This is a genomic window from Rhizobium rosettiformans (assembly GCF_016806065.1).
GTDB lineage: Bacteria > Pseudomonadota > Alphaproteobacteria > Rhizobiales > Rhizobiaceae > Allorhizobium.
The window spans coordinates 2,263,121-2,285,120 of sequence record NZ_CP032405.1 but is presented as its reverse complement, the minus strand read 5'-3'; the positions used below and the strand labels follow the sequence as shown (position 1 = coordinate 2,285,120).

17 protein-coding genes are annotated in these 22,000 nt (G+C 61.5%); 11 read left to right on the top strand and 6 right to left on the bottom strand.

What is annotated here, in order from left to right; genetic code table 11:
- The first annotated feature begins 9 nt into the window (after window positions 1-9).
- Both D4A92_RS10955 and D4A92_RS10950 read left to right on the top strand, forming a co-directional pair.
- Complete coding sequence (locus tag D4A92_RS10955) at window positions 10-3,147, top strand: hybrid sensor histidine kinase/response regulator (protein WP_203019923.1); 3,138 nt, start codon at window positions 10-12, stop codon at window positions 3,145-3,147.
- An 87-nt stretch (window positions 3,148-3,234) separates the two neighbouring features.
- Window positions 3,235-3,741, top strand: a complete 507-nt coding sequence (locus D4A92_RS10950; RefSeq protein ID WP_203012936.1) for a phosphatidylglycerophosphatase A family protein — start codon at window positions 3,235-3,237, stop codon at window positions 3,739-3,741.
- Window positions 3,742-3,805: 64 nt separating this feature from the next.
- Here D4A92_RS10950 and D4A92_RS10945 read toward each other — a convergent pair whose 3' ends face one another.
- Window positions 3,806-4,270: a hypothetical protein gene (locus D4A92_RS10945; protein WP_203012934.1), complete on the bottom strand. Its 465-nt coding sequence runs from the start codon at window positions 4,268-4,270 to the stop codon at window positions 3,806-3,808.
- A 304-nt stretch (window positions 4,271-4,574) separates the two neighbouring features.
- Between D4A92_RS10945 and mbhE the strand changes: the two genes are divergently transcribed.
- Genes mbhE through D4A92_RS10900 form a run of 9 tightly spaced genes read left to right on the top strand, consistent with a single transcriptional unit; the run spans window position 4,575 to window position 13,886 of the window.
- A complete protein-coding gene (gene mbhE, locus D4A92_RS10940; protein WP_203012932.1) occupies window positions 4,575-6,893 on the top strand; it encodes a hydrogen gas-evolving membrane-bound hydrogenase subunit E in 2,319 nt (772 codons plus the stop codon).
- Window positions 6,894-6,899: 6 nt separating this feature from the next.
- On the top strand, window positions 6,900-7,304 hold the full coding sequence (locus tag D4A92_RS10935; RefSeq protein ID WP_203012930.1) for an MnhB domain-containing protein: 405 nt from the start codon (window positions 6,900-6,902) through the stop codon (window positions 7,302-7,304).
- Window positions 7,301-7,687 carry an NADH-quinone oxidoreductase subunit K gene (locus D4A92_RS10930; RefSeq protein ID WP_006726498.1) on the top strand — a complete coding sequence of 129 codons (387 nt, stop codon included), beginning with the start codon at window positions 7,301-7,303 and terminating at the stop codon, window positions 7,685-7,687. The genes D4A92_RS10935 and D4A92_RS10930 overlap by 4 nt, the downstream gene beginning before the upstream one ends.
- Window positions 7,680-9,185: a Na+/H+ antiporter subunit D gene (locus D4A92_RS10925; RefSeq protein ID WP_203012928.1), complete on the top strand. Its 1,506-nt coding sequence runs from the start codon at window positions 7,680-7,682 to the stop codon at window positions 9,183-9,185. The genes D4A92_RS10930 and D4A92_RS10925 overlap by 8 nt, the downstream gene beginning before the upstream one ends.
- Window positions 9,182-9,517, top strand: a complete 336-nt coding sequence (locus D4A92_RS10920; protein WP_006726496.1) for a Na+/H+ antiporter subunit E — start codon at window positions 9,182-9,184, stop codon at window positions 9,515-9,517. Before D4A92_RS10925 ends, D4A92_RS10920 begins: the two co-directional genes overlap by 4 nt.
- Entirely contained in the window at window positions 9,514-9,804 is a 291-nt protein-coding gene (locus D4A92_RS10915; protein WP_054150741.1) for a monovalent cation/H+ antiporter complex subunit F, read from the top strand. Before D4A92_RS10920 ends, D4A92_RS10915 begins: the two co-directional genes overlap by 4 nt.
- Window positions 9,804-11,045 carry a monovalent cation/H(+) antiporter subunit G gene (locus tag D4A92_RS10910; RefSeq protein WP_203012926.1) on the top strand — a complete coding sequence of 414 codons (1,242 nt, stop codon included), beginning with the start codon at window positions 9,804-9,806 and terminating at the stop codon, window positions 11,043-11,045. The genes D4A92_RS10915 and D4A92_RS10910 overlap by 1 nt, the downstream gene beginning before the upstream one ends.
- Before the next feature lie 59 nt (window positions 11,046-11,104).
- A complete protein-coding gene (locus D4A92_RS10905) occupies window positions 11,105-12,544 on the top strand; it encodes a sensor histidine kinase (protein ID WP_203012925.1) in 1,440 nt (479 codons plus the stop codon).
- A 4-nt stretch (window positions 12,545-12,548) separates the two neighbouring features.
- Window positions 12,549-13,886, top strand: coding sequence for a sigma-54-dependent transcriptional regulator (locus tag D4A92_RS10900; protein WP_203012923.1), 1,338 nt, complete (start codon window positions 12,549-12,551; stop codon window positions 13,884-13,886).
- 89 nt (window positions 13,887-13,975) lie between these two features.
- On the opposite strand, the gene D4A92_RS10895 is transcribed toward D4A92_RS10900, so the two are convergent.
- The 5 genes from D4A92_RS10895 to mnhG all read right to left on the bottom strand — a co-directional run bounded on the left by D4A92_RS10895 (window position 13,976) and on the right by mnhG (window position 21,998).
- Window positions 13,976-16,891 (bottom strand): TonB-dependent receptor, encoded by a 2,916-nt coding sequence (locus D4A92_RS10895; RefSeq protein WP_203012919.1) that lies wholly within the window; start codon window positions 16,889-16,891, stop codon window positions 13,976-13,978.
- Between the two features lie 121 nt (window positions 16,892-17,012).
- A complete protein-coding gene (locus tag D4A92_RS10890) occupies window positions 17,013-18,008 on the bottom strand; it encodes a FecR family protein (protein WP_203012916.1) in 996 nt (331 codons plus the stop codon).
- A 93-nt stretch (window positions 18,009-18,101) separates the two neighbouring features.
- Entirely contained in the window at window positions 18,102-18,623 is a 522-nt protein-coding gene (locus D4A92_RS10885; protein WP_203012914.1) for an RNA polymerase sigma factor, read from the bottom strand.
- Window positions 18,624-18,705: 82 nt separating this feature from the next.
- The gene (locus tag D4A92_RS10880; protein WP_203012912.1) at window positions 18,706-21,480 is read right to left on the bottom strand and encodes a M16 family metallopeptidase; all 2,775 of its coding nucleotides are present in this window, start codon (window positions 21,478-21,480) and stop codon (window positions 18,706-18,708) included.
- Window positions 21,481-21,638: 158 nt separating this feature from the next.
- Window positions 21,639-21,998, bottom strand: coding sequence for a monovalent cation/H(+) antiporter subunit G (mnhG, locus tag D4A92_RS10875; RefSeq protein ID WP_203012910.1), 360 nt, complete (start codon window positions 21,996-21,998; stop codon window positions 21,639-21,641).
- Between the last annotated feature and the right edge of the window lie 2 nt (window positions 21,999-22,000).

Below are 22,000 nucleotides of genomic sequence, written 5' to 3'. Positions count from 1 at the left end.
GACAGTGAAATGTCGCAACTGATGCGACGGCATGATTGGGCAGCAAGTTCGCTTGGCTCGCCGGATCGATGGCCGGAGGCTCTGAAGGTGGCAATCCGCCTGCTTCTGACCTCGAAATTCGAGATGTGGCTGGGCTGGGGACCTGATATCGCCTTCTTCTACAATGACGCCTATCGGCCGACTTTGGGCATCAAGCATCCAAATGCCCTTGCCGTCCCTACGCACGTTCTCTGGGCGGAGATCTGGGATGACATCAAGGATCGGTTGGCGACCGTTTATGATACTGGCGAGGCCACCTGGGACAGGGCGCTTCTGCTTTTGCTTGAGCGCGGTGGATATCCCGAAGAGACTTATCACACCTTCTCGTACAGTCCGCTGATCGGGGATACCGGCAAGGTGGAAGGCGTCTTCTGCGCCGTCACGGAAGAGACCGAGCGGGTCATAAGCGAGCGCCGCATGGCGACACTGCGAACGCTCGCATCTGGCCTTGCCGCCGCCGACATCGAAAGCGAGGTTCTAGAGGCATCTCACATCGCATTACGCGAAAATCTGCATGATCTGCCCTTCAGCGCTCTCTACATCTTCGACGATGAAGGGAATGCGCGCCGCCAATGGGTCTGCGGCGCCGAAGGTTGTGATGCGTTGCTTCCCGCAGCGGTCTGCCGATCAGAAACGATATGGCGTATGGGACAAGTCTGGGACAAGCAGGCGGTCGAGCTGGTGGACCTCGCGGGCGCTCACGACGTCCCGCACGGGGTCTGGCAAACCGCACCGAAGCAGGCAGCGGTCGTTCCACTGATCGGTCAAGGCGGTGAAAAGGCACGGGGCGTTCTGATCAGCGGGCTTAATCCGTATCGTACGGTCAGCGACGAGTACCTGGACTTCTTCAGGCTGATTGCCGGCCAGATCAGTTCACGCCTTGCCAGTGCCGAAGCATTCGAGTCGGAGAAGCGACGCTCGGCGGCGCTTGCTGAGGCTGCCGATCTGCGCGAGAAGGCGGCCATCGCCCTGGAGCAGGTCAATCGTCAGCTTTCCTCGGAAGTGGAGCTTCGAACGGCCGAGCGCGACCGCATGCGGGCACTCTTCCAGCAGGCTCCGAGTTTCATGTGCATTCTCAGCGGGCCCGAACATGTGTTCGAGCTGGTGAACGACGCCTACCTCCAACTCGTGGGGAACCGCATGCTGGTCGGGCTGACTGTCCGCCATGCGCTTCCGGAAGTGGAGGGACAGGGGTTCTTCGAGTTGCTGGACAGCGTCTTCCAGTCCGGCAAACCCTATATCGGACGGAACCTCAAGGTTCACCTTCAGCGCGAGGACGCGACGAGCCCCGAAGAGCGGTTCCTCAACCTCATCTATCAGCCGATCCTTGATCAGGCTGGTCATGTCACCGGCATCTTTGTCGATGGTTTCGATGTGACCGATCAGCGGCGGGCGGAGGAGCAGCTCAAAACCCTCAACCATACACTCGAGCAAAGAGTGGAGCAGCGTACTTATGAGCTGAGAACGGCGCTTCTGGAGCTGGAGAAGGAAACTGTCGAACGCGAAACCGTGCAACTCGCGTTGAGGCAGGCACAGAAAATGGAATCACTTGGCAACCTCACAGGCGGTGTCGCCCACGACTTCAACAATCTCCTTCAGGTCGTCGGCGGCAATCTGCAGCTTCTGTCCAAGGATGTCGAAGGCAATGCGCGCGCCGAACAGCGCCTGCAGAATGCCTTGTCCGGCGTCACGCGAGGCGCGAAACTGGCGTCACAGCTACTGGCCTTCGGACGTCGGCAACCGCTTGAGCCAAAAGTCGTCAACGTACGCCGGCTGATCCAGAACATGGATGACATGCTTCGCCGTGCGCTGGGCGAGGAAATCGAACTGGAGACTGTGGTTTCCGGGGGCCTGTGGAACACTTTGATCGATCCCAGCCAGCTCGAAAATGCGATCCTGAACCTGGCGATCAACGCGCGCGATGCGATGGAAGGCCGTGGACGGTTGACGATCGAAGCCGCGAACTCCGTCCTCGATGACGAATATGCCCGCACACATGACGATGTGCGCGCTGGCCAATATGTGATGGTTGCGGTCTCCGATACCGGATCGGGTATACCCCTTGATATCATCGAGCATGTCCTAGAGCCCTTCTTCACGACCAAATCGGATGGCAAGGGCAGTGGTCTTGGACTGTCGATGGTGTACGGCTTCATCAAGCAATCCGGAGGCCACCTGAAGATCTACAGCGAAGCCGGGCATGGCACGACCATGAAGCTCTACATGCCGCGCACCAACCAGGTCGAGGACAGCCTCACGGATCTAAGCGCTGCGCCGGCAAAGGGCGGCACCGAAACGGTTCTTGTCGTGGAAGACGACGATGGTGTACGCGAGACATCTGTCGCGTTGTTGGCTGATCTTGGATATCGCGTCTTGAAGGCGCATGATGCCCAAGCGGCTTTCGCCATCGTCAACAGCGGCGTGCAGATAGATCTTCTTTTCACCGATGTGGTCATGCCGGGTCCGATGCGGAGCACCGAACTCGCCCGGAAGGCCAAGGCGCTCTTTCCACGCATGGCCGTACTCTACACCTCCGGCTATACCGAGAACTCCATCGTGCATGGCGGCAAGCTTGATGCCGGGGTCGAGCTTTTGTCCAAGCCCTATACGCGGGAAGCCCTGGCGCGCAAGGTACGCCACGTGCTGGGAAATGCGCAGCAGCATCAGATTGCCGTTGAGCGGATGGCACGCGAGCATCAAGCCGCCGCTGAAAACTCGCCCGCCTCGGCGCCCGAGCCAACGAACCGAACCACGTTTGAGAAGATGCGAATACTGATTGTTGAAGACGAGCCTCTCATCCTGATGTCGACCGTCGACATGGTCGAAGAACTCGGACACGCCGTCGACGAGGCCAGATCGGCTGAAGAGGCGATCCAGATTCTGGACAAGAAGAGCATCGACGTTCTCTTGACGGATGTGGGGCTACCCGGCATGGCAGGCACCGACCTGGCAAGGATCGTTCGCGAACGATGGCCTTCCGTCAGGATCGTCTTCGCCAGCGGCGACAATGCCGCGAAGTCGGCGTCCGGCATCACGGACGCATTGCAGCTCTCAAAGCCATTTACCATGGATGAACTCAAGGCAATTATGATGCATGTGACAAGGTAGTCTGAGCCCTCCGCCCAGTGGGTGGCTACACCGCTCGCGTCCTGCGGGGGGACAAGCGCCAATCGCGGCAACCGCTTCGGGGAGCCCATGGTCGAATTCTACGTTCTCGAACCGCTAGGCGCAGGTCTGGTTCCGACGTGGCAGTGGCTGATGGCCACCTGGTTCGGAACAGGATTGGTCGTTCCGCTCCGTGCGGGGCTTGCGGTATTCGCGCTCTTGCCGCTGCTGGTCTTGGCGATCAAGTTGCCGAGGCTCGTGGTTCCGGTGTTTGCCGTGCTCATCTTCGCACTCGGCGTCCATGTGTCGTCAGCGATCGATCTGGCGACCGGCATAAAGGATGACCGCCGGATTGTTATCGACGAAGTAGCGGCTTTCCTGATCGGTGCCTCGCTGATCCGTCAGGCGGGCTGGCGGATGCTGGTGCCGTTTGCGGCTCTCTTCCTGTTTTTCGACCGGATAAAACCCTGGCCGGTTGCCTATGTCGAGCAAGTCCCATCCGGTTGGGGCGTCATGCTGGATGATCTGGTCCCGGCGGTCGCGGTCGGTCTTCTGTTTGCGGTCGCCCAGCATTTCTGGAACCGCCAATCGCGGTGAGGCCGACCACCGACAGCTCGACCCACTTGCCGGAACAGGGCCGATGCGCGTAGCGCATCCCCTTTCACGGCGCAAGATAGATCGTCACTCGTTTTTCGGACGTCAGACCGCTGTCACCGTCTGCGAGATCCGCACCGATGACGTCGCTTGCCGCGACGCCCTCGCTTCGCATCGCCGTATAGAACAAGGAGCTGCTCTCGACGGCTGCCTGCAGCTCCAACACGTCGGATTGCCTCTTGGCAAGTTCCGGCTCGACAACTTTCATGCTGTCCGGCTTCAGCGCCACGAACTCGAAACGCGTGGCCCCGAAGACCATCTTGATTTCTTCGGCCGTTTCTCCCGCCCGCTGCACGGCCCGCAAAGCGTTCTCGGCGACACGCTCGCTATCCGTTTCACTGACCTCGATGTCGTATCCAAAGAGTTCGGCAGGGTCGTCCCCAGGGTATGGTGAGGATTGCGCCAGAGCTGGGGAGGCCGCAGCGCCGCAGGCGACCATGGTCAGCACCGCGATGATACGCTTGGATGTCATGATAGTTCCTTCCGTTTCATTACCGCTTTCGTCATCCTGGCTTGATGTCTGGGGAATTGTCTCGGAAGGCAGATGGTTCCCTCGACCAAGTCCGGACGGCGGTTCGGCACTGTCGCAATGCGTCGTCGGATTGGGACGCTTGCCGGAGGGAAAACATGTTCGGAATTCCGAATTCCGACAGGTCCCTATTCGGAATTCCGAACACGCAGAAAGGACGATGCGTCATAAATCACTGATTTTCATACGACTTCAAACTGGCACGCCTCTTGCTGTCTGAGAGTGGACAACAAGAGGAACTCGTACCGTGAACTTTGAGTGGACCATACTAATCGCACTGGCCGGGGCAATCATCGCCAAACCGGCCTCGTCGCTGCTCGGGCGATACACCGGCTGGGTGGTGAGCCTCATACCTCTGTTCATCTTCGCCTCGCTACTCATGCATGTCGCGCCGGTGGCAGACGGACAGGCCCTGATTGCCCAACTGGCCTGGGTGCCCTCGCTCGGCGTCGAACTCGCATTCCGTCTGGACGGCTTTTCATTGCTGTTCGGCTTGCTGATCAGCGGCATCGGAACGCTGGTGGTGATTTATGCGGGGGCTTACTTCGCCGAAAAGCCGAGCGGCGAGATCGGACGCTTCCTCAGCCTCATCATGCTGTTCATGACCGCGATGCTGGGAACCGTGCTCTCGGACAATCTCATTGTCATGTTCGTCTTCTGGGAGCTGACGAGCCTCGCCTCCTTCCTCCTCATCGGCTTCGACGGTCACAAGGAAGCGGCGCGCAAGTCGGCTCTACAGTCGCTGATCGTCACCGGTGGCGGCGGTCTCGCGCTGTTTGCCGGCATCCTTCTCATCGGCATGACGCTCGGCACCTTCTCCTTCACGGAAGTGCTGGCACGCTCGAACGAGCTGGTCGCCAGCACCTGGGCCATCCCGATCGCAATCCTCATCATGATCGGGGCGTTCACCAAGAGCGCGCAGTTCCCGTTCCATTTCTGGCTGCCCAATGCCATGGCCGCGCCGACGCCCGCCTCCGCCTATCTGCATTCGGCGACCATGGTGAAGCTCGGCGTCTTTCTGCTCGCCCGCTTCGACGGTGTGTTTGCCGGCATGCCGGGCTTCGGACACACGCTGGTGGTCTTCGGATCTCTGACCATGATCATTGCCGCCCTGCAGGCGCTGCGTGCCGAAGGTTTCAAGGCGGTTCTCGCCCAGTCCACCGTTGCCTCGCTCGGCATTCTGGTGATGCTGATCGGCCTGACGGGCGAAGTGGCCGCTGTTGCCACCGTCGGCTTCATCCTCAGCCATGCGCTCTACAAGGCGGCCCTGTTCTTCTGCGCCGGCACCGCCATCCATGCGACCGGCGAAACCCGTCTGCACAAGCTGGCCGGCCTCGCCCGCTTCCTGCCGGTCACCGCCGTTGCTGCCGTGCTTGCCAGCCTATCGATGGCCGGCTTGCCGCCCTTCGTCGGCTTCATCTCGAAGGAATATCTGTTCGAGGCGCAGCTCGCCAATGACTGGAACATCCTGCCGATCGCGGCTGCGGTTCTCGTCAATGCCGTCATGGTCGGCGTGGCAGGTGTCGTGTCGATCCGACCCTTCTACCTCAAGTCCGAGACCACACGTGAGATCCATCATGGCGAGACATCAGGCCTTCTGGCAGGACCCTTGCTGCTCGCAGCCGGTGGCATCCTGATCGGTCTCATCCCCGCGCCCGCTGGACAGTGGATCATCGGTCCGGCCGCCTCGGCACTGCTCGGTCAGCCGGTCGACGTTTCGTTCAAGCTCTGGCACGGCCTGACGCCGATGCTGGTGCTGTCCATGCTCGTCGTCGCCATCGGCGCCGTCATCGTCATCCAGTGGACCCGCATCCACAACGCGCTCCGTCGTTACGACAAGCTGTATGCCTTCCTCGGCGATCGCTTCTACCACAAGGCCCTGAACGGCGTTCTGGCGACCGCACGCCTGTCGACGAGGGTGCTCCAGAACGGCGATCAGCATCGCTACACCACAGCAGTCGTCCTGGTGGTCACCCTGGGTCTGGCCATCGCCTTCCTGGCTGCACCATCGGCCGACTTCCTCGCCTCGGAGGGCAGCATCCGTATCTCGGTGGCGCTCGTCCTGATGCTGACCGTCGTCGGTGCCTTCGCGACGATCATCGTCCGCTCGCTGATTGCCGGTCTTGTCTCCGTCGGCATCGTTGGCTTCGGCTCGGCCGTGATCTTCATGCTGAACGGTGCCCCGGACCTGGCGCTGACGCAGATGGCGGTCGAGACCCTGATCGTGATCCTGATGACAGCCGTACTTCTAAAGCTGCCGTCCCGACGCCGGCATTCGCGCACGCTGTCCGAGCGCAGGCGTGATGGCATGATCGCGGTGGGCTTTGCCGGGATGATGTTCATCGCGCTTGCCTCCATCGGCGTCACGCCCATTGACCTGCGCCTGTCCGACTATTTCGGCGAGACGAGCTACCTCGAAGCCTATGGCCGCAATGTCGTGAACGTCATCCTCGTCGACTACCGCGCCATCGATACGCTCGGCGAGATCGTGGTCGTCGCCATTGCCACCATTGCCGCCTGGGGACTGCTGCGCGGCTCCCTCAAACCCGCCCGCAACAAGGAGTGACCGACCATGTCCGTCATCTTTTCCACCATGTCCCGCCTGTTCTTCGTGCTTCTGCTTGGCGCGGCTGTCTTCATGCTGTTTCGCGGCCATAACGAACCGGGCGGCGGCTTCATCGGCGGGCTGTTCGCGGCTCTCGCTTTTGCATTGCTTGCTCTCTCCGACAGCGTGGCAAAGGCTCGCAAGGCGCTGATCATCCACCCGGTCGTGCTGATCGGCCTGGGTCTCGTGCTCGCCTTTGTCAGCGGCCTCCCCGGCCTCATCTCGGATCGATCGTTCCTGACGCATTGGTGGTTCGAGCTTGGCTCCACGCATCTCGGCACCGCAACCGCCTTCGATATCGGCGTGTTCATGGTCGTCATAGGCGGCGTGCTTTCCCTCGTTTTCCGTTTTTATGAAGGAGTAGAACAGTGAGCCTGATCTACGCGTTTGCCGTCGCCGCCCAGATGGGTGCCGGCATCTACCTCCTCCTGTCGCGCCATGTGATGCGCATCCTGTTCGGGGTCGTGCTGCTGTCCACCGCAGCGAACCTTCTGATCTTCGTCGCAGGCGGCCTGCAGTTCACGGCGCCCCCCGTCATCGAACAGGGATCGCAGACGCTGGGCGAAGGGGCTGCAAATCCCCTGCCCCAGGCACTCATCCTGACTGCGATCGTCATCGGGTTTGCGCTCGTCTCGTTCGCTGCAGCCTTGGTGCTCAAGGCCTACTACACGCTCGGCTCCGTCTTTACCGACGAGCATAACGATGCCGAAGACCTCGGCTCGCCCTTCGAAAAGGAGGCCATCCGCAATGGCTGACACGCTTCTCCTCTGGCCCGTCATACTACCGCTCATCGGCGCGGCGCTGGCTGCCGCTTTTCATTCGCGGCCGGAGGTACAACGCATCATCGCGCTCACCGTCATGATCCTGACATTCGGCGCCTCCCTCATCCTCGCCAATGCGGTCATGGCAGGCGGCATCCTGACCAAGGTATTCGGCAGCTGGATGCCACCCTTCGGCGTGGTATTCGCCGCAGACCGCTTCAGCGTCGCGATGGTGGTGATCTCCAGCCTTCTGGCGCTCTGCGCCCTGATCTTCTCGGTCGCAGACCTTCGCCAGCGCCAGGTCCGTGCGGGCTTCTATCCGCTGTTCCTCGGTTTGATGATCGGCGTGAACGGTGCCTTTCTGACCGGCGACATTTTCAACCTCTATGTGTGGTTCGAAGTGATGCTGATCGCAACACTCGGCCTGATCACGCTGGACCGGACTCGCGCCCAGATCGACGGGGCGATCAAATATGCCGTCCTCAATCTCTTTTCGACCATCCTCTTCCTGATGGCGATCGGGTTGCTCTACGGCGCGACCGGTACTTTGAACATGGCAGATCTGGCCATGGTGCTACCGCAGACGGAATCGTCGGCTGCCCTCACCCTGTCGGCGATGCTGTTCTTGCTCGCCTTCGGCATCAAGGCGGGCTTCTTCCCGATGTTCTTCTGGCTTCCGGCCTCCTACCACACAGCATCGATCATCGTATCCGCTGTGTTCGCAGGCCTCCTGACCAAAGTCGGGGTCTACGCCCTCTTCCGCGTTTTCACCCTCCTGTTCGAAGTGGACAACGGGACACTGAAGCCACTGATCGGCGTGTTTGCCGCAGGTACCATGCTGTTCGGCGTTTTCGGTGCGGCCGTGCAGTGGGATGTCCGCCGCATTCTGTCGTTCCACATCATCAGCCAGATCGGCTACATCATGCTCGGCCTCGCGATCGCCACGCCGCTCGCCATGGCAGGCGCGGTCTTCTACATCATCCACCACATCGTGGTGAAGGCGAACCTGTTCTTCATCGCAGGCGCCATCCACCGGGCGACCGGGTCCTTCGATCTGCGCAAGTCCGGCGGATTGATGAAGTCCTCGCCATGGCTGGCGGTACTTTTCGCCATCCCTGCCCTGTCTCTGGCGGGCATTCCGCCGCTTTCCGGCTTCTGGGCAAAGCTGATGGTGGTCGACGCCTCCTTCCAGGGCGATGAGGCGTGGCTGGCAGGCATCGCGCTCTTTGTCAGCCTCCTGACGATCTTCTCGATGAGCAAGATCTGGATCGAGGCCTTCTGGAAAGAGCCCGTGCGCAAGACCCGGGTCCGCCGTGTGCCGGCTGCCATGATGGCGCCCATCGTGGTGCTTGGAGCCATCACGCTGGCCATCGGCATCAATCCGGAACCTCTGGTCGCGTTCTCAAACCTCGCCGCCGACAGCATCGGCAACCGTACCGAGCTGATCAGCGCCATCATTGACCAAAACACCACAGCAGGAGTGTCGCCATGACCATCGTCACGCGTATCGGCAGATCCATGACACTGGGACTGGTTTTCATCGGCGAACTCGTCCGTTCGTCCATTGCCGTCGCCCGCCAGGTGCTAGGCGACAGCTCGCAGCTCAAGCCCGCCATCCTCGCCGTGCCGCTTGATCTGCGCAGCAGGGCCGGCGTTACGACGCTTGCAAACTGCGTGAGCCTGACACCGGGCACGACCTCGCTGCATGTCAGCGAGGATCTAAGCACCCTCTATGTTCACGTTCTGGATGCACCACAGCCCGAGGCTGTGGTGGACAGCATCAAGAACACGTTCGAGACACGCATAAAGGAGATCGAAGGATGATTGCGCTTTTGGATGGGTTTCTATCAACATTCGCCGCCATCATGATCGCCGTCCTGATGGTACCGCTGCTGCTTGCCGCCGTTCGCATGGTGACCGGGCCCGGCTATGCCGACCGCTTCATTGCGCTGGACATGCTGACCGGCATTGCCGTCGCGATCGCCGCCTTGACGATGATCGTTACCGGCCGACGTGAGTTCCTCGACGTCGCTTTCGGGATCGCGTTGATCGGTTTCCTGGCGACGTGTTCGCTGTCTGCTCTTCTCGAGAAGAAAAAGGAGGATGCGTGATGCTCGCAATCCTGTCTATTCTGTTCAAGCTTGCCGGCGTGGTGTTTCTCTGCATCGCCGCTCTCGGCGTCATCAAGCTTGCCGATCCGTTTCAGCGAATGCATGCCGCCACAAAAGCGGGAACCCTGGGCGCAGGCCTGGTGATCATCGGCAGTGTCATCGCCCATGGAGCGCTGGACGCTACGGTAATGGGTATCCTGACCGTCGTCTTCCTGCTGCTCACCGTGCCGGTCGCCGGCCATCTGCTCGGTCGCGCCGCCTATGTCTCGGGTGCGCAGCTGACCCTCTCGGGCGATGACGCCCTTGACGGTGTGCTGACACGAGCCGACCAATCGCTCGGCAAGCGGAGCGACTGGATCTCCGTGGCTCCGAAAGTGCAGGCCACCGACAACAGGGACAAGGCGCCCCAGCCGAAACCGGCGCCGCGCAACGACATGCCGGTGCTGCCGGCGCTCGAGGCCGTCCGGTTCGCCGTCATCGACGGGCAGGTCGCTCATGTTGCGGAACGCGCGGGCGCAATCGCGAAGAGAAGCGGGGCGAGCCTTTCGGCCTACACCATCATCGACACGCATGCGATCCATGCCGCAGCCGATCAGGCCCGACTGCGCCGGTTGATCCGGGAGCGAGCGAGCGACGCGATCAGCGATCTCAAATCCGCCACCGCAGGAACGGACGTGGCTTCGATCCTGCACTATGATGAAGGCGATCCCGAAGCCATTCTCCGCTGTGAGACGCAACCGGGCCAGACCCTCCTCGTTCTGCCCTGCCAGGGCTGGTTCCATCATCAGGTCGAAGCCCGGATGGACCGCACGACCTGGGATCCGGATGGTCTATTGCGTCTGCCGAGCTGCCATGGCGGTCCGGTGCTCTTCGTCGGCAAGACACCATTGCCCGACACGGCACGCACGCTCGTGGTGCGCGACTGCGGCGAAGATCACCTGGCCCCGCTCGTGGAATGGGCACTTCTCAACAATCTCTGGGAGGTGACGGACATCGTCCATGTTGCGGAGACGCAGATCAAGGATAGCGGTGTGGCCGAGGTCGCCGATCGTTTCGGCTGCGGCTACACGCGTCATGCCGCGCCGGACAGCGTCTGCGGCATACCGCCCGGCATCGTCGGTCTGCGCGCCGTCGTCCTGGGCCGAACACCACGGCCGCTGCGAACGAACTGGTTTGGCGCGCCCTGGCTGAACCGCATCACACCGGACATGGCAGGTGAAGTCCTGATCATGGAACGTTGAGGGCTCGCTCGAGAATTAAGTGCTGGCAGGCAAAGCGCGACTTGGTCTAATCAATCTGCATGTCCTCACTTTCGCGTCCCAAACTGCCTCTCTCCGTCGCGCTGCCACTGTTCGTGGCAGTCGCGATGTTCCTGGTGGCGGTCGGCACGACGCAGATCGGCATCATGGCTCTGCGGTCGAGCAACGAGACGGGTCTGCGCGATCAGGCGCTGGTTTTCCTCGATGCCGTCGCCGGCAACATCGCGGCCGAAATCAAGGAGACCGATGCTCGGCAATCTGTGCAGCGGACATTGGCAGCGTCGCTCGAGTTTCGCACCGCGCTTCTCGAAGAAAGCATCGCCGCACGCTGGACCGACCCATCCGGACAGGCGATCACGGTGGCGCTCGCCGAGAGCGATGGGGATCTCCTCGACGCCGCCTTGACCGAGGCGCAAGCCAGCGACCCCGACGATGTCAGCGCGCAGCTGGTTCCGGACAGATCCGTTCTTCTGGTTGCACGCAGTTATGGAATGGCCGAGGGGCGTCTTTATCTCGCCGCGACATTCGACACGCAGCCGCTCGAGGCCGCCAGCGATGCAGCGTCCAACGCCGCACTGGGCATCGATATCCTTGTGGCCATCATCGCTGCGGCTGCGGCTTACGCCGTGACAAGGCGCTCGCTCAAACCGCTCGACGGGTTCATTGACCGACTGGCGGATGCGGCGGGCTCCTCGACGAATGGGGCCGACTGGCGCCGCGGCAACGAATTGCGCCAGCTGGAAGCGGCTCTGGCGATGCGCGAACAATCGGAAGCCCAAAGGGTCACCATCCTCGAACAGATGGCACAGCAGGAACGTGACGGGCTGCTGGCACGCATGGCGGCCAGCATCGCGCATGAGGTGCGCAATCCGCTGGCCGGACTGAAGAACGGCATATCCACGCTGAAGCGCTTCGGCGACCGAGAGGATGTGCGAAAGGAAACGCTGGCATTTCTGGAGAACGGGCTCGACAGCATCGGTCGCGTGGTCGACGTGACGCTTTCCACCTATCGCCGGCGGTCCGGATCCAGAATGATCACGGCCCAGGACATTCGCGACCTCGAGATCTTGATCGCTCCGGAAGCCGGCCGTGCCGGCGTTGGGCTTGCCTGGACCTTCGAGGAGCCGACCGAATTCTGGGTCGACGTCGATGCCCTGCGCCAGATCCTGATCAACCTGATGCTGAATGCGGTCAGGGCCTCGCCGCCCGGATCGACTGTCACCGTTTCTCTCACGCGCAAGGATGCCCAGACGGTGGTGCTCAGCGTCGCCGACGAGGGACCGGGGATGCCGCCCGAGATCGTCGCCGCGATGATTTCCGGCCGTGTCAACGACATCCCCGTGGAGCGCAGCATCGGGATCTGGATCGTGGCCTCCCTGGTGGAGCGAATGGGAGCCGATTTGTCGATCCGCAGCGACAGCACGGGAACCAATGTCCAGCTGACGCTGGTGACGGCGCAGAAGGGCGGAGCGGAGACATGACATCATGACGGCAGGTCGCATACTGGTGGTCGAGGACGATGCGACGCTTGGCCTGTCGCTGCAACAGAGGCTGGTCCTGGAAGGCTTCACCGTCAGATGGGCGCGTTCGGCAGCTGAAGCCGATGCAGCGCTCAAGGGTGCGGCACCCGACATCATCCTCTCGGATATCCGACTGCCGGATGGCGACGGCGAGACCATCATGCGCCGGCATTTCGAACGTTTCGGACTGGTGCCAGTCATCTTCATGACGGCCTATGGCGACATCGACCAGGCCGTTCGGCTGGTGCGGGACGGCGCGGTCGACTACGTCAGTAAACCCTTCGATCTCGACAGGCTTGTCGAGACCTTGCAGGGTATCAGCCGCCGCACGAGCAGCGGGCCACAGGTCGGTGCTGCGTTTTCCGGCAGCGATGCGATGCGCAAGATCGGCGCGACATTGATGCGTGCCGCAGACATCGATCTTCCGGTTCTGATCCTCGGAGAGACGGGAACGGGCAAGGAAGTCGCGGCTCGCTATGTGCATGAGGCCGGATCGCGCAAGACCCTGCCCTTTGTCCCCGTCAATTGCGGAGCTTTGCCGGCAGAGCTCGCGGACTCGCTGCTTTTCGGTCACGAGCGCGGCTCTTTTACCGGTGCCTCGGGCATGCATCGCGGCTTTTTCGAAGAGGCGGACGAGGGCACACTGTTTTTGGACGAGATTGGTGACCTGTCCCCTGTCCTGCAGGTGAAGTTGCTGCGCGTTCTGGAAACGAGGGAGTTCCGTCGGCTCGGCGGAAGCGAGACCCGCAAATTCGGAGCACGCCTCGTCTGCGCCACCAACAAGGATCTCGGCGCCATGGTGGCCGAGGGCCAGTTCCGCGAAGATCTCTGGTTTCGCATCAATGTCATTGCCTGCAAGCTGCCGCCACTCAGAGAAAGACAGGAAGAGCTGCCGTCACTGCTCGAAAGCTTTGCATCTGCCGCAGCAGCGAGGCTTGGTCACGGCAATATCGTCGTTGACGCAGCGGCACATGAGGCTGCCAAGCGCCACCGCTGGCCTGGAAACATCCGCGAACTGATCAACCGCGTCGACCGCGCCGTTGCCATGGGTGACGGTCATGTCTTGTCCGAGGCGGAGCTGTTTCCCGAAGGTCTGGTCGCAACGGACACGGGTCTTGGCAGCACTCCAGACGTGAATGCCACACTCGCGGACGTGCGTGACGCCGCCGAGCGGGCTCACATCAAGGCGGCACTGGCGCGCGCGGACGGATCGCCCAAGGAAGCCGCCGAAGCGCTAGGCGTGTCGCGAACGACATTGTGGGAAAAGATGCGACGCCTGAACATCAGCCCCGACGACAACTGAGGCGTCCGGCGTAATCGAAAACGCGACGGGTCGAAGATGCAGTGCCGCGCTGCGTGGGTCGCGGCACTGTTCAATACGTCGACCGCGGCTCAAAACTCCGCAGAGGCGCCCACCCAGAGAGTGCGGCCGATGACCCAGGGATTGCCGTTGGATGACTTTGCGTTGCCAAGCTCGTTGAAGAGATTGACGACCTTGAAGTTCAGGGTCATTCCATGGTCGTCCACGGACGCGAACTTGTAAGAGCCACTCAAATCGACGGTCAGCACGGCAGCGAAAGCCTTGTCATCCCAGATGTCGTGCAGCACTCCATCTATGCTCTCGATGTCATCGGTGTCCTCGACGCCTTCATATGCGAAGTTGTAGTTGGCGGAGAGCCCAAGCGTCAGCCGCTCGTCGAAGAAACTGCCGGAAAGACCGACCTGGGCGCGCAGCGGAATGTCCATGTTGCCGGTGACGGCTTTGAAGCCGGCCTGTGTGTAGGATGTTCCCTTGTACGAAATCCGGTTTTCCAGATCCTCCTCGTCGAAGAAGTAGCTGTCGGCTGAGACATTTTTGTCTGCCCAAGTAATCGAGGCGGCAAGAAGAGAGTTGTCCGCCGGGTTCCAGGAAGCCGTCGGCAGTTCCTTGGCATATTCGGCCGTGAAGGAATCGTACGAGCCCTTGGCATTGTTGGTCAGCACGTAGGACGTATTTGTAGGCGTCTGCGACGAATACTGGTCACGAGAACTACGGTGCAGATAGCGAAAGCGCCAATCGCCATCGGTCAAAGGATCGGTGAAGTTGATCGCGGCAGTGAACTCGTCTGTGTAAGGCGTCTTCAGATCCGCCGCATCAAGGGTGTAATAGGTTTGCGTCGGCGTCGTGGTGAAATCGCCGACAACACCTGTGGAGCTCGGCGTCCTGGAGAAGGTCGTGATGCGCGGTTGCTGGTTACGAATTGCGTAAGAAAGATTGGCAGCGTCGTAGTATCGGTTGAAACCACCGGAAATGCTGAAATCCTCTATTGGCGTTACCGTTGCCACGAAACGCGGAGATATGTTCAGGTTGCCCTGGTAATCGTCATAGTCGATACGGATGCCGGGACGGATCTTTAGCCAGTCGAAGGTCTGATCGAACTGCAGGTAGGCATTTGCCTGCATGATCTGCGCCTGAATATCAAATGCCTTATGGACCGTCTTGCTATACGCAAACTGTTCGCCGTAGCACTCTTCCGTTGTGTTGCAGGTAAAGGTCGATATGTTCGCAGCCCTCAAGGCCGTATAGGCCTGAGCGACGTTGTAGGTGTAGCTGACGTAGTCTTCTGCCCGCCAACGGTGAGCCTCAGTATAGCCGAACTCGTAGCCGGTCTGGAAAGTACCATTCCAGACATCTCCCGCCAGCGCCTGGGACCAGGTGTAGCTTTCCTGGCCCTGACCGCGCTCCTTGCCCATTCCGCCTTCCCGGCAAGATGTGGTTGTAGTCGAGGTCGGATCGACGCGGCACCAGTCGAGCATGCTCGATTCGAAGACCTTGGTTCTCGTCCCCGAGATCGTACGCCAGTAGGTCGAGATCCAGTTTCGGATCGTGTTGTCGCCACCGAGGTTGAGTGCGTCGGATTTCGAAGCCGTGATCTTGCTGGTCAGAGAAACGTTGGAAAGCGCTACGCCACCGAGCGAAAAATCCTCCAACTCGTACAAGTTCTCGAGCTTGCCTGCATAGGTCCGGGTCGCAGTGTCAATCTCAAGTGCCCGATAATTGTCCGACTCGAAATCCTGATAGTAATCGGTGTGAATGCCTTCCAGCTTGAACAAGCCGAAGTCCGTCTCTGCATTGGCCTGGAACCGGTAGAACTCGTTCTTGGACTCCGACTGCACAAGCTCTTCGCCATAGATGTAGTTCTTCGCCTTGTTGGTCCAGGCATCCGTCACGCTGTACTGGCCGATGACGGCGATATTGTCCGTGATCGGACCGGTGACCGAGAAGGCTTTCTTCTTCTTGTAGAATTCCGGCTCACCTATGGCATTCGGATTGAGACCGTCCTCGGTCGCGAGATTGTATTTTACGAGGTCATCACTCTCGTATTCCACCGAGGCCAATGCTCTCAGCCTGTCGGTCGCGGGCTCCATCAGCTTGTATTCGACGACGCCGCCCTGGAAGGCTCCGTAACGGGCCGACGCATTGCTGTCGATGACCGTTGCGGATTGAACAAAATCCGTGGGTACGAACACTGTCTGCGAATGCAAGCCGTAGATGCGGTCGGCATTATAGGCCGTGTCATCGTCAGACAGTTCGCCGCGGTTGCCGGTGTTGTAAGGCTCCTCAGTTCCCGTGATCGTGTTGATGCCGATACCGTTCAGGATGAAGTTGTTCTCATAGGTTCGCCCCCCAGAAATCGAGACTTCCTGCGGCTTGGTGTTGAGGAGTGCCTGGCTCTCAACGCCCGCATTCTCGTTAGTATCGTCCTGATACTGCACGTTCGGCAAACCGCGCAGGAAGCTGTTGGCATCCCCGCTGCTCGTGCGAATTCCGACCTGGGTCGAATCCATCACGGTGGTGCCCGTATCTGCCGCGCTCTCGGTTCCGAGTTTCACGCCGCCGCCGGAGGACGACACCGTGATTTCCTCAAGAACGGTCGTGCCGGCGGCAGCGGCTTCGTCGATCGTGCCTTCGGCAACCAGCGATGCGGTGCGGGCGCCGGTCACGCGGATTTCGATGCCGGCACCGGCGGTGAGGGCGCGCAGTGCGACGAGAGGATCGGTTTCACCGGCGACGGCCGCTGAAGTCCGTCCAGACACGAGGGCTGCGGCATAGCCGACCTGCCAGCCCGTCTGACGCGTGAAGGCCCTGAGGGCTGCATCGAGCGGCTGCGCAGGGATCGAGATCGCCCGGGGAGCATTCGTCGTCGGACTTGTCCCGGCATCCTGCGCTCGAACCTCAAATACACCGGCCAAAGCCGAAACCAGTGCTGTGGACACCATGAACATGGCAAACCTGCGCTTGCCGAGAGATACTCTACGCTCTGCCATCTTGATCCCGGGCCGGAAGCCCTTCTCACCCTGTTGTCACCCCGCCGCCGCGCATCATGCGCGTCGGCTCTGATGGAGATGACGTGTCAGCTCGGCCGGTCTCACAAAAAAACCTGAGACTTTAGCGAATGAATAAGATGCCGCCCGGCAATCGCTCGATGCGTGCCCCTGCAGCGGTTGCGACGCTGTCGAGTGCGGCATCCGCCTCGGAGATGCGGAAGCTGCCGCTGACGGGGGTTTCAAGGGCAGCGGCCGGCAGGGTGATAATGGTGAGATCCGTATGGCGTCCGATCTCGACGAGGGCGTCCCGCAAGGGAATGGCGGAAAGCTGGATCCAGCCTTCGCGCCAGGCAAGCCGGCTTTCATCGTCTCCCTGAGGAAGGAATGAGATCCGTGTGCGATCGACGGCCGCCGTCTGGCCTGGCGTCATGGCAACCGGGCTCGATTGCTCGCCATCGCGGGTCAAGACAACGCGACCGCTTGCCAGATGCACGACGTCTTCTGCATCACCGCGCGCCACGTCGAATGCCGTACCGGTCACCGTCACAGTGCCATAGGCCCCTGTCACGCTGAACGGCCGGGCAGCGTCATGCGCCACCTCGAAATAGGCCTCACCCTCGAGAAGCCGCACGGCCCGCCTGCCATTTTCGAAATCGAGGCGCACTGCCGTCTGGCTGTTCATCTGCATGCGGGAGCCGTCGGGCAGATCGACCGCGACGATCTCGCCGGCAGCGGTCCGATAGTCGGCCTGCAAGCCGAGCAGCCAGTCGCTTCCAATCAGCGGCACGACGATGGCGGCGGTGATCGAGGCCGCGAGCGCGAGCGACAGATGCGGAGAGCGCCGGGTGATAGCCGGCGAGTGTCTGATGGCCTCGACCGGCAGCAGCGATGCCGTCGCCGTCTGGGCGGAAGCCACGGTCAATGCGGGACATTCATAGAGCGCCAGCACCCGCGCCAAGGCCGCGCCCCTGTCCGCACCTTCGGCCAGCCAGGCATTGAGCGCCTCCTGGTCGACCTCCCCCGCCTGACGCTTCAACACCCATTCGAGCGCCTGGTCTACGACCGGCTCCGGATGCCGATAGCGCGCTTGATCCTCGTTGTCAGTCACTGCGTGCATGACGGTCTTCCGCGGAAATGGTGCATGTTAATAGATGACGTTTCAAATCAGTTCTCCTCCCAAAAATTGCAGATTCGCGCCCGTGCACGCGGCTCATCGCTCCATCTTCTCCCGGATTTCCATGAGGACGGCCATGGCCATCTTCATGTCGTTGAACACGGTGTTGGGCGACACGCCCAGCCTTTTGGCGATCTCGGGATAGGCGAGGCCTTCCAGCCGGTTGAGGCACCAGGCCGAACGGGCGCGCGGCGGAAGCGTCAGCAGGGCTCGATTGAAGGCCTTGACCAGGTCGCGCTGGATGGCCTGATCCTCGATGCTCGGCTGTGGATCGGCGACAACAACGGTATCCGCCGCCTGGAATTCCTGCTCCTCATGCAGGGCCCGCACCTTGCGCCGGCGAAGATGATCGAGGGCGAGATTGCGAGCGGTCTGCCAGAGAAAGGCCTCGATATTGCCAGGCGTGCCCTGGTCGAACGCCCGGCGCGCTCTCAGGTAGGCGTCGTGCGTCAACTCCTCGGCCTCGGCCGCGTCGCGCACAATACGCAGGATCGCCCGGTAGAGCGACTGCCGCATGCCGAGAAAGGCGTCGTCCAATCTCTGGGTGTCGCCGGTCATTGTGAGCCCTTGCCGAAGCACACGAGCGCAGACGCCGGCCACGGCCAAGCGCGCAATGGCTCCGCCAGAGCCTTCACCCCCGTCATTCTACTTCGCGTTCCGCCATGGCGGCTGCGCCAAGCGGCAACTTGGTGAGGACAGCGACATTCCCGGTGCGGAAGATATGCTTCGCATGAGCGACAAGCCTTTGCGCCGTGACCCGCTCGCCGAGACCCTGCATGCGCCGCAGATAGCCAGCGTCGCCGTAGCGGCGGTGGCTGAGAACAAGGCGGCGCAGCCAGGTGTTGGGATCAGTCAGACGACTACCCTCGGCAAAGGCAATGTCAGACCGGATCTTCTCCACATCCGCCTGTCTGGCAATCTCCGGCATGCGATCGAGTACGGCAAAAGCGGCTTGCGTCAGTTCCTCCGTGCGTTCCGGCGCGCAGTAAAAGGCGAGCGTGCCGAGAACACGGTCCTGATCGGGATCGGCCTGCAGCTCGAATTCGAGGCTGTAGATGCCACCGAGAACATTGCGCAGTTCCTTTTTCAGGTTCTGCTGGGCAATCGGTGTCAGCGTCGAGATGACGAAGCTTGCCTCGGGCGTCCAATCGAGCCCGGCGAAGAAGGAAATCTCGACGCGAGCGCGATCGTCAGGAAAGACTTCGACCTGTGCCGCATGCCGCCCGGCCCTTTGCAGGGCAACCTCCGTCGTCATCGAGGCCGCACGCGGGACGGCGCCGATCACGGAGGCGAAGCTGTCGCGGATCTCAGAGCCGGGCTCGGGGCCGACGGCATACCAGGTCACCGGTTGGAGAAAGTGGGTGCGGGCGATTTGGCTCAACTCTTCCGCATCCACCTGCTTCAGGTCCTGCAAGGTATCGACGGCACCTGCTTCGCCGTAAAGCAGTTCGGTGCGCCGAGTGGCAACCTCATCCGGACGTTGGTCGTTTATCTGCGCGTGCAGGGCCTCGACGGCTTCCGGCCTTACGCCGCCGAAAGCAATGATTGCGGCATAGGTCTCAAGGCGGGCCGGGAGATCGCCCGGGGCCGCAGCGATGCCGGCGTCGAGATCGCCTTCCTTGAGCGCGATGCTCCACTGCCGCGTCTGCTCCTTTACCCAGAGATCGTGTTCGGTCTGGCTCCAGAAGGTGAAGCCACTCTGATCAAAAAGCTGGACCGCCGCCTGGGAGGCCTGGCTGTCGAAGAGGCTATTCCTGTAGCCAGGACGCGATTGGCCCGAGAGATAGACCTTGCCATCCGGCGTATCCCGCACCAGCCAGACCACCGCGTCCCCGTTCGACAGCGTCCATTCGATGACATCGGGATTTCCGATGCGGCGCTCGGCGGAGATGCGGCCGGATCGAGCCACCTGTCGATCGGCTGGCCATACGGGTGCGGCGGTCGCAATCTCAGGTTCTGGTGTCCGTGGCTGGCGTGGCGGAAGGTCAGCCATGGCCGCCCAGCGCGCGCGTTCCGCTTCCACGGTGGCAACCGTCGGCAGCGTCACCGAAACGCCGCCCGGCACCTGGTAGAACAGGACCTGATCCTCGGCTGCCAGCATCTCCCGCAGGCGCGTATTGAGACCCTCGAACGCGATGCGATTGAGGAGAGCGGCCGTGCGGGTCGTGCGGGTTGCGGGATCATCGACGACCGAGCCGGTCAGAACCGCAGAGGCGATCCGGTCCTCCCATTCCGCATAGGTTCGGTTCTCGGCTGCTTTTCTGTTGTTCTCGTTGATGGCTCGGGCGCGCGTCATCAGGCTTTCAAACCCGTCGCGCGCCACACCGTCACGCCGCAGCCGTTCGACTGTTTCCATCAGAACGGGTATAGCAGCTGCGTGGTTGTCGGTGCGGGCGTTAAAAGCGAGGATCAGCCGCTCCTCGGTCGTTTCCTGCGCCGCAAAGCCAAGGCTGTCAGTGACCGCCGCATGATACGGTGCCTCAGCCTGCACGGCGTCGCGGATCAGCCGCGTCAGGAAATACTGCTGCAGATAGGCGATCTGGCCCGCATCCGTCAGCCGGTTCGGCATGGGGAGCCGCAGGGCATAGGTCACTTGCGAGCTCGAGCCTTGCTCGTCCTGGACCAAGTTGACGTTCAGACCCTGCTTCAGGGGCAAGATACGGTAGTCGCGCTCCGGTGCGGGCAGCCTCGGTGCCGCACCGAAGGCCCTCTCAAGGGCCTTACGTGCCGCTTCCTTGTCGATACGGCCGGAGACGATCAGCGTCATGTTGGAGGCGCGATAGAAGCTTTCGTAAAAGCTGCGGATCTCCTCGATCGAGGTGCGCGATATGCCGGCATGCGTGCCGATTGTCGGCCGGTCGACATACCGCGAGCCCGCGCGCAGGGCGGCCTTCTTCAGGCGGCTGACCCGGTCTGCGACGCTTACTGTCTGACGCAGTTCTTCGAGAATGACAAAGCGTTCTTTCTCCCAGTCCTCAGCCTCCAGTGCCGGCTTCATCACCAGATCGGCCATGAACTGCAGCGATCCCGCGAGGTCGAGCGCATCATCAGGGCGGGTGCGCAGCATGAACTGTGTCTCCGCCTCCCGCGTCACCGCATTGATCTGCACCCCGGTCCGCCAGCCGAGCGCCTCGATTTCCTCGTGCATGGAGCGCCCGCGCGCCGCGTTCGTCTGGAACACCATGTGTTCTAGGATATGGGCAATCCCGCTCGGCACAGGTTCGTCGACAGAGCCTGCATGCACGATCAGGCGAATGTTGAAGGGGTCGGCCTCCTTGCCGCTGTCATGGAGGAAGTAGCGCAGGCCGTTGTCGAGCGTCCCGGTCGCAATGCGCGGGTCCCAACCGGGGTCTTGTGCGGCCGAAGGGCCGGAAAGGCAAAACAGCGAGAGGACCGCAATGAAGAACAGGCGCATGTGAAGTTCCAAACAAGGGGGATCGGATCGCAAGACGCGACCGCCTCCAAAAGATGAATGGAACTATCAACTATAATAACTGATCACAAGTGCTGTGTTCGGAGCTCCCAAAGGGACTTTCGACGGAAGCAGCGGAGCCCGCCCCCTCTCCGCGAGGGTCAGGGCTGGTCTTGCGGCGGATTGGCCGAAGGAACGGACGTATTGCCTTCGGTGCGGTCGCGGTGCAGCGCTGCCCTCGCCAGCAGGATGAGGGTGACCGGGGTCGTCAGCGTCACAAAGACACCGATCAGGATCTCGTGCAAAACGGCGCGCGAGCCGACGATCGAGAAATAGAGGATCGAGGCCAGCATGATTGCGCCCGTGCCCCAACTCGTGCCGAGGGTCGGCGCGTGAATCCGCTGATAGAAGGTAGGCAGGCGCAACAGCCCGATGGCACCGAGCAGCGTCAGGCCCGAGCCGAGGAGCAGAAAGGTGGAGACCGCGATCACCACCCACAGAGGAAGATCGGAGACTGGCATGG

Bases quoted from the DNA above. Each gene is read 5' to 3' on its own strand.
- D4A92_RS10935 (WP_203012930.1), top strand. From the start codon at position 6,900: ATGTCCGTCATCTTTTCCACCATGTCCCGCCTGTTCTTCGTGCTTCTG.
- D4A92_RS10905 (WP_203012925.1), top strand. From the start codon at position 11,105: ATGTCCTCACTTTCGCGTCCCAAACTGCCTCTCTCCGTCGCGCTGCCA.
- D4A92_RS10950 (WP_203012936.1), top strand. From the start codon at position 3,235: ATGGTCGAATTCTACGTTCTCGAACCGCTAGGCGCAGGTCTGGTTCCG.
- D4A92_RS10885 (WP_203012914.1), bottom strand. From the start codon at position 18,623: ATGACCGGCGACACCCAGAGATTGGACGACGCCTTTCTCGGCATGCGG.
- D4A92_RS10955 (WP_203019923.1), top strand. From the start codon at position 10: ATGTCGCAACTGATGCGACGGCATGATTGGGCAGCAAGTTCGCTTGGC.
- D4A92_RS10925 (WP_203012928.1), top strand. From the start codon at position 7,680: ATGGCTGACACGCTTCTCCTCTGGCCCGTCATACTACCGCTCATCGGC.
- D4A92_RS10910 (WP_203012926.1), top strand. From the start codon at position 9,804: ATGCTCGCAATCCTGTCTATTCTGTTCAAGCTTGCCGGCGTGGTGTTT.
- D4A92_RS10920 (WP_006726496.1), top strand. From the start codon at position 9,182: ATGACCATCGTCACGCGTATCGGCAGATCCATGACACTGGGACTGGTT.
- D4A92_RS10880 (WP_203012912.1), bottom strand. From the start codon at position 21,480: ATGCGCCTGTTCTTCATTGCGGTCCTCTCGCTGTTTTGCCTTTCCGGC.
- D4A92_RS10890 (WP_203012916.1), bottom strand. From the start codon at position 18,008: ATGCACGCAGTGACTGACAACGAGGATCAAGCGCGCTATCGGCATCCG.
- mnhG (WP_203012910.1), bottom strand. From the start codon at position 21,998: ATGCCAGTCTCCGATCTTCCTCTGTGGGTGGTGATCGCGGTCTCCACC.
- D4A92_RS10895 (WP_203012919.1), bottom strand. From the start codon at position 16,891: ATGGCAGAGCGTAGAGTATCTCTCGGCAAGCGCAGGTTTGCCATGTTC.
- D4A92_RS10945 (WP_203012934.1), bottom strand. From the start codon at position 4,270: ATGACATCCAAGCGTATCATCGCGGTGCTGACCATGGTCGCCTGCGGC.
- D4A92_RS10900 (WP_203012923.1), top strand. From the start codon at position 12,549: ATGACGGCAGGTCGCATACTGGTGGTCGAGGACGATGCGACGCTTGGC.
- D4A92_RS10915 (WP_054150741.1), top strand. From the start codon at position 9,514: ATGATTGCGCTTTTGGATGGGTTTCTATCAACATTCGCCGCCATCATG.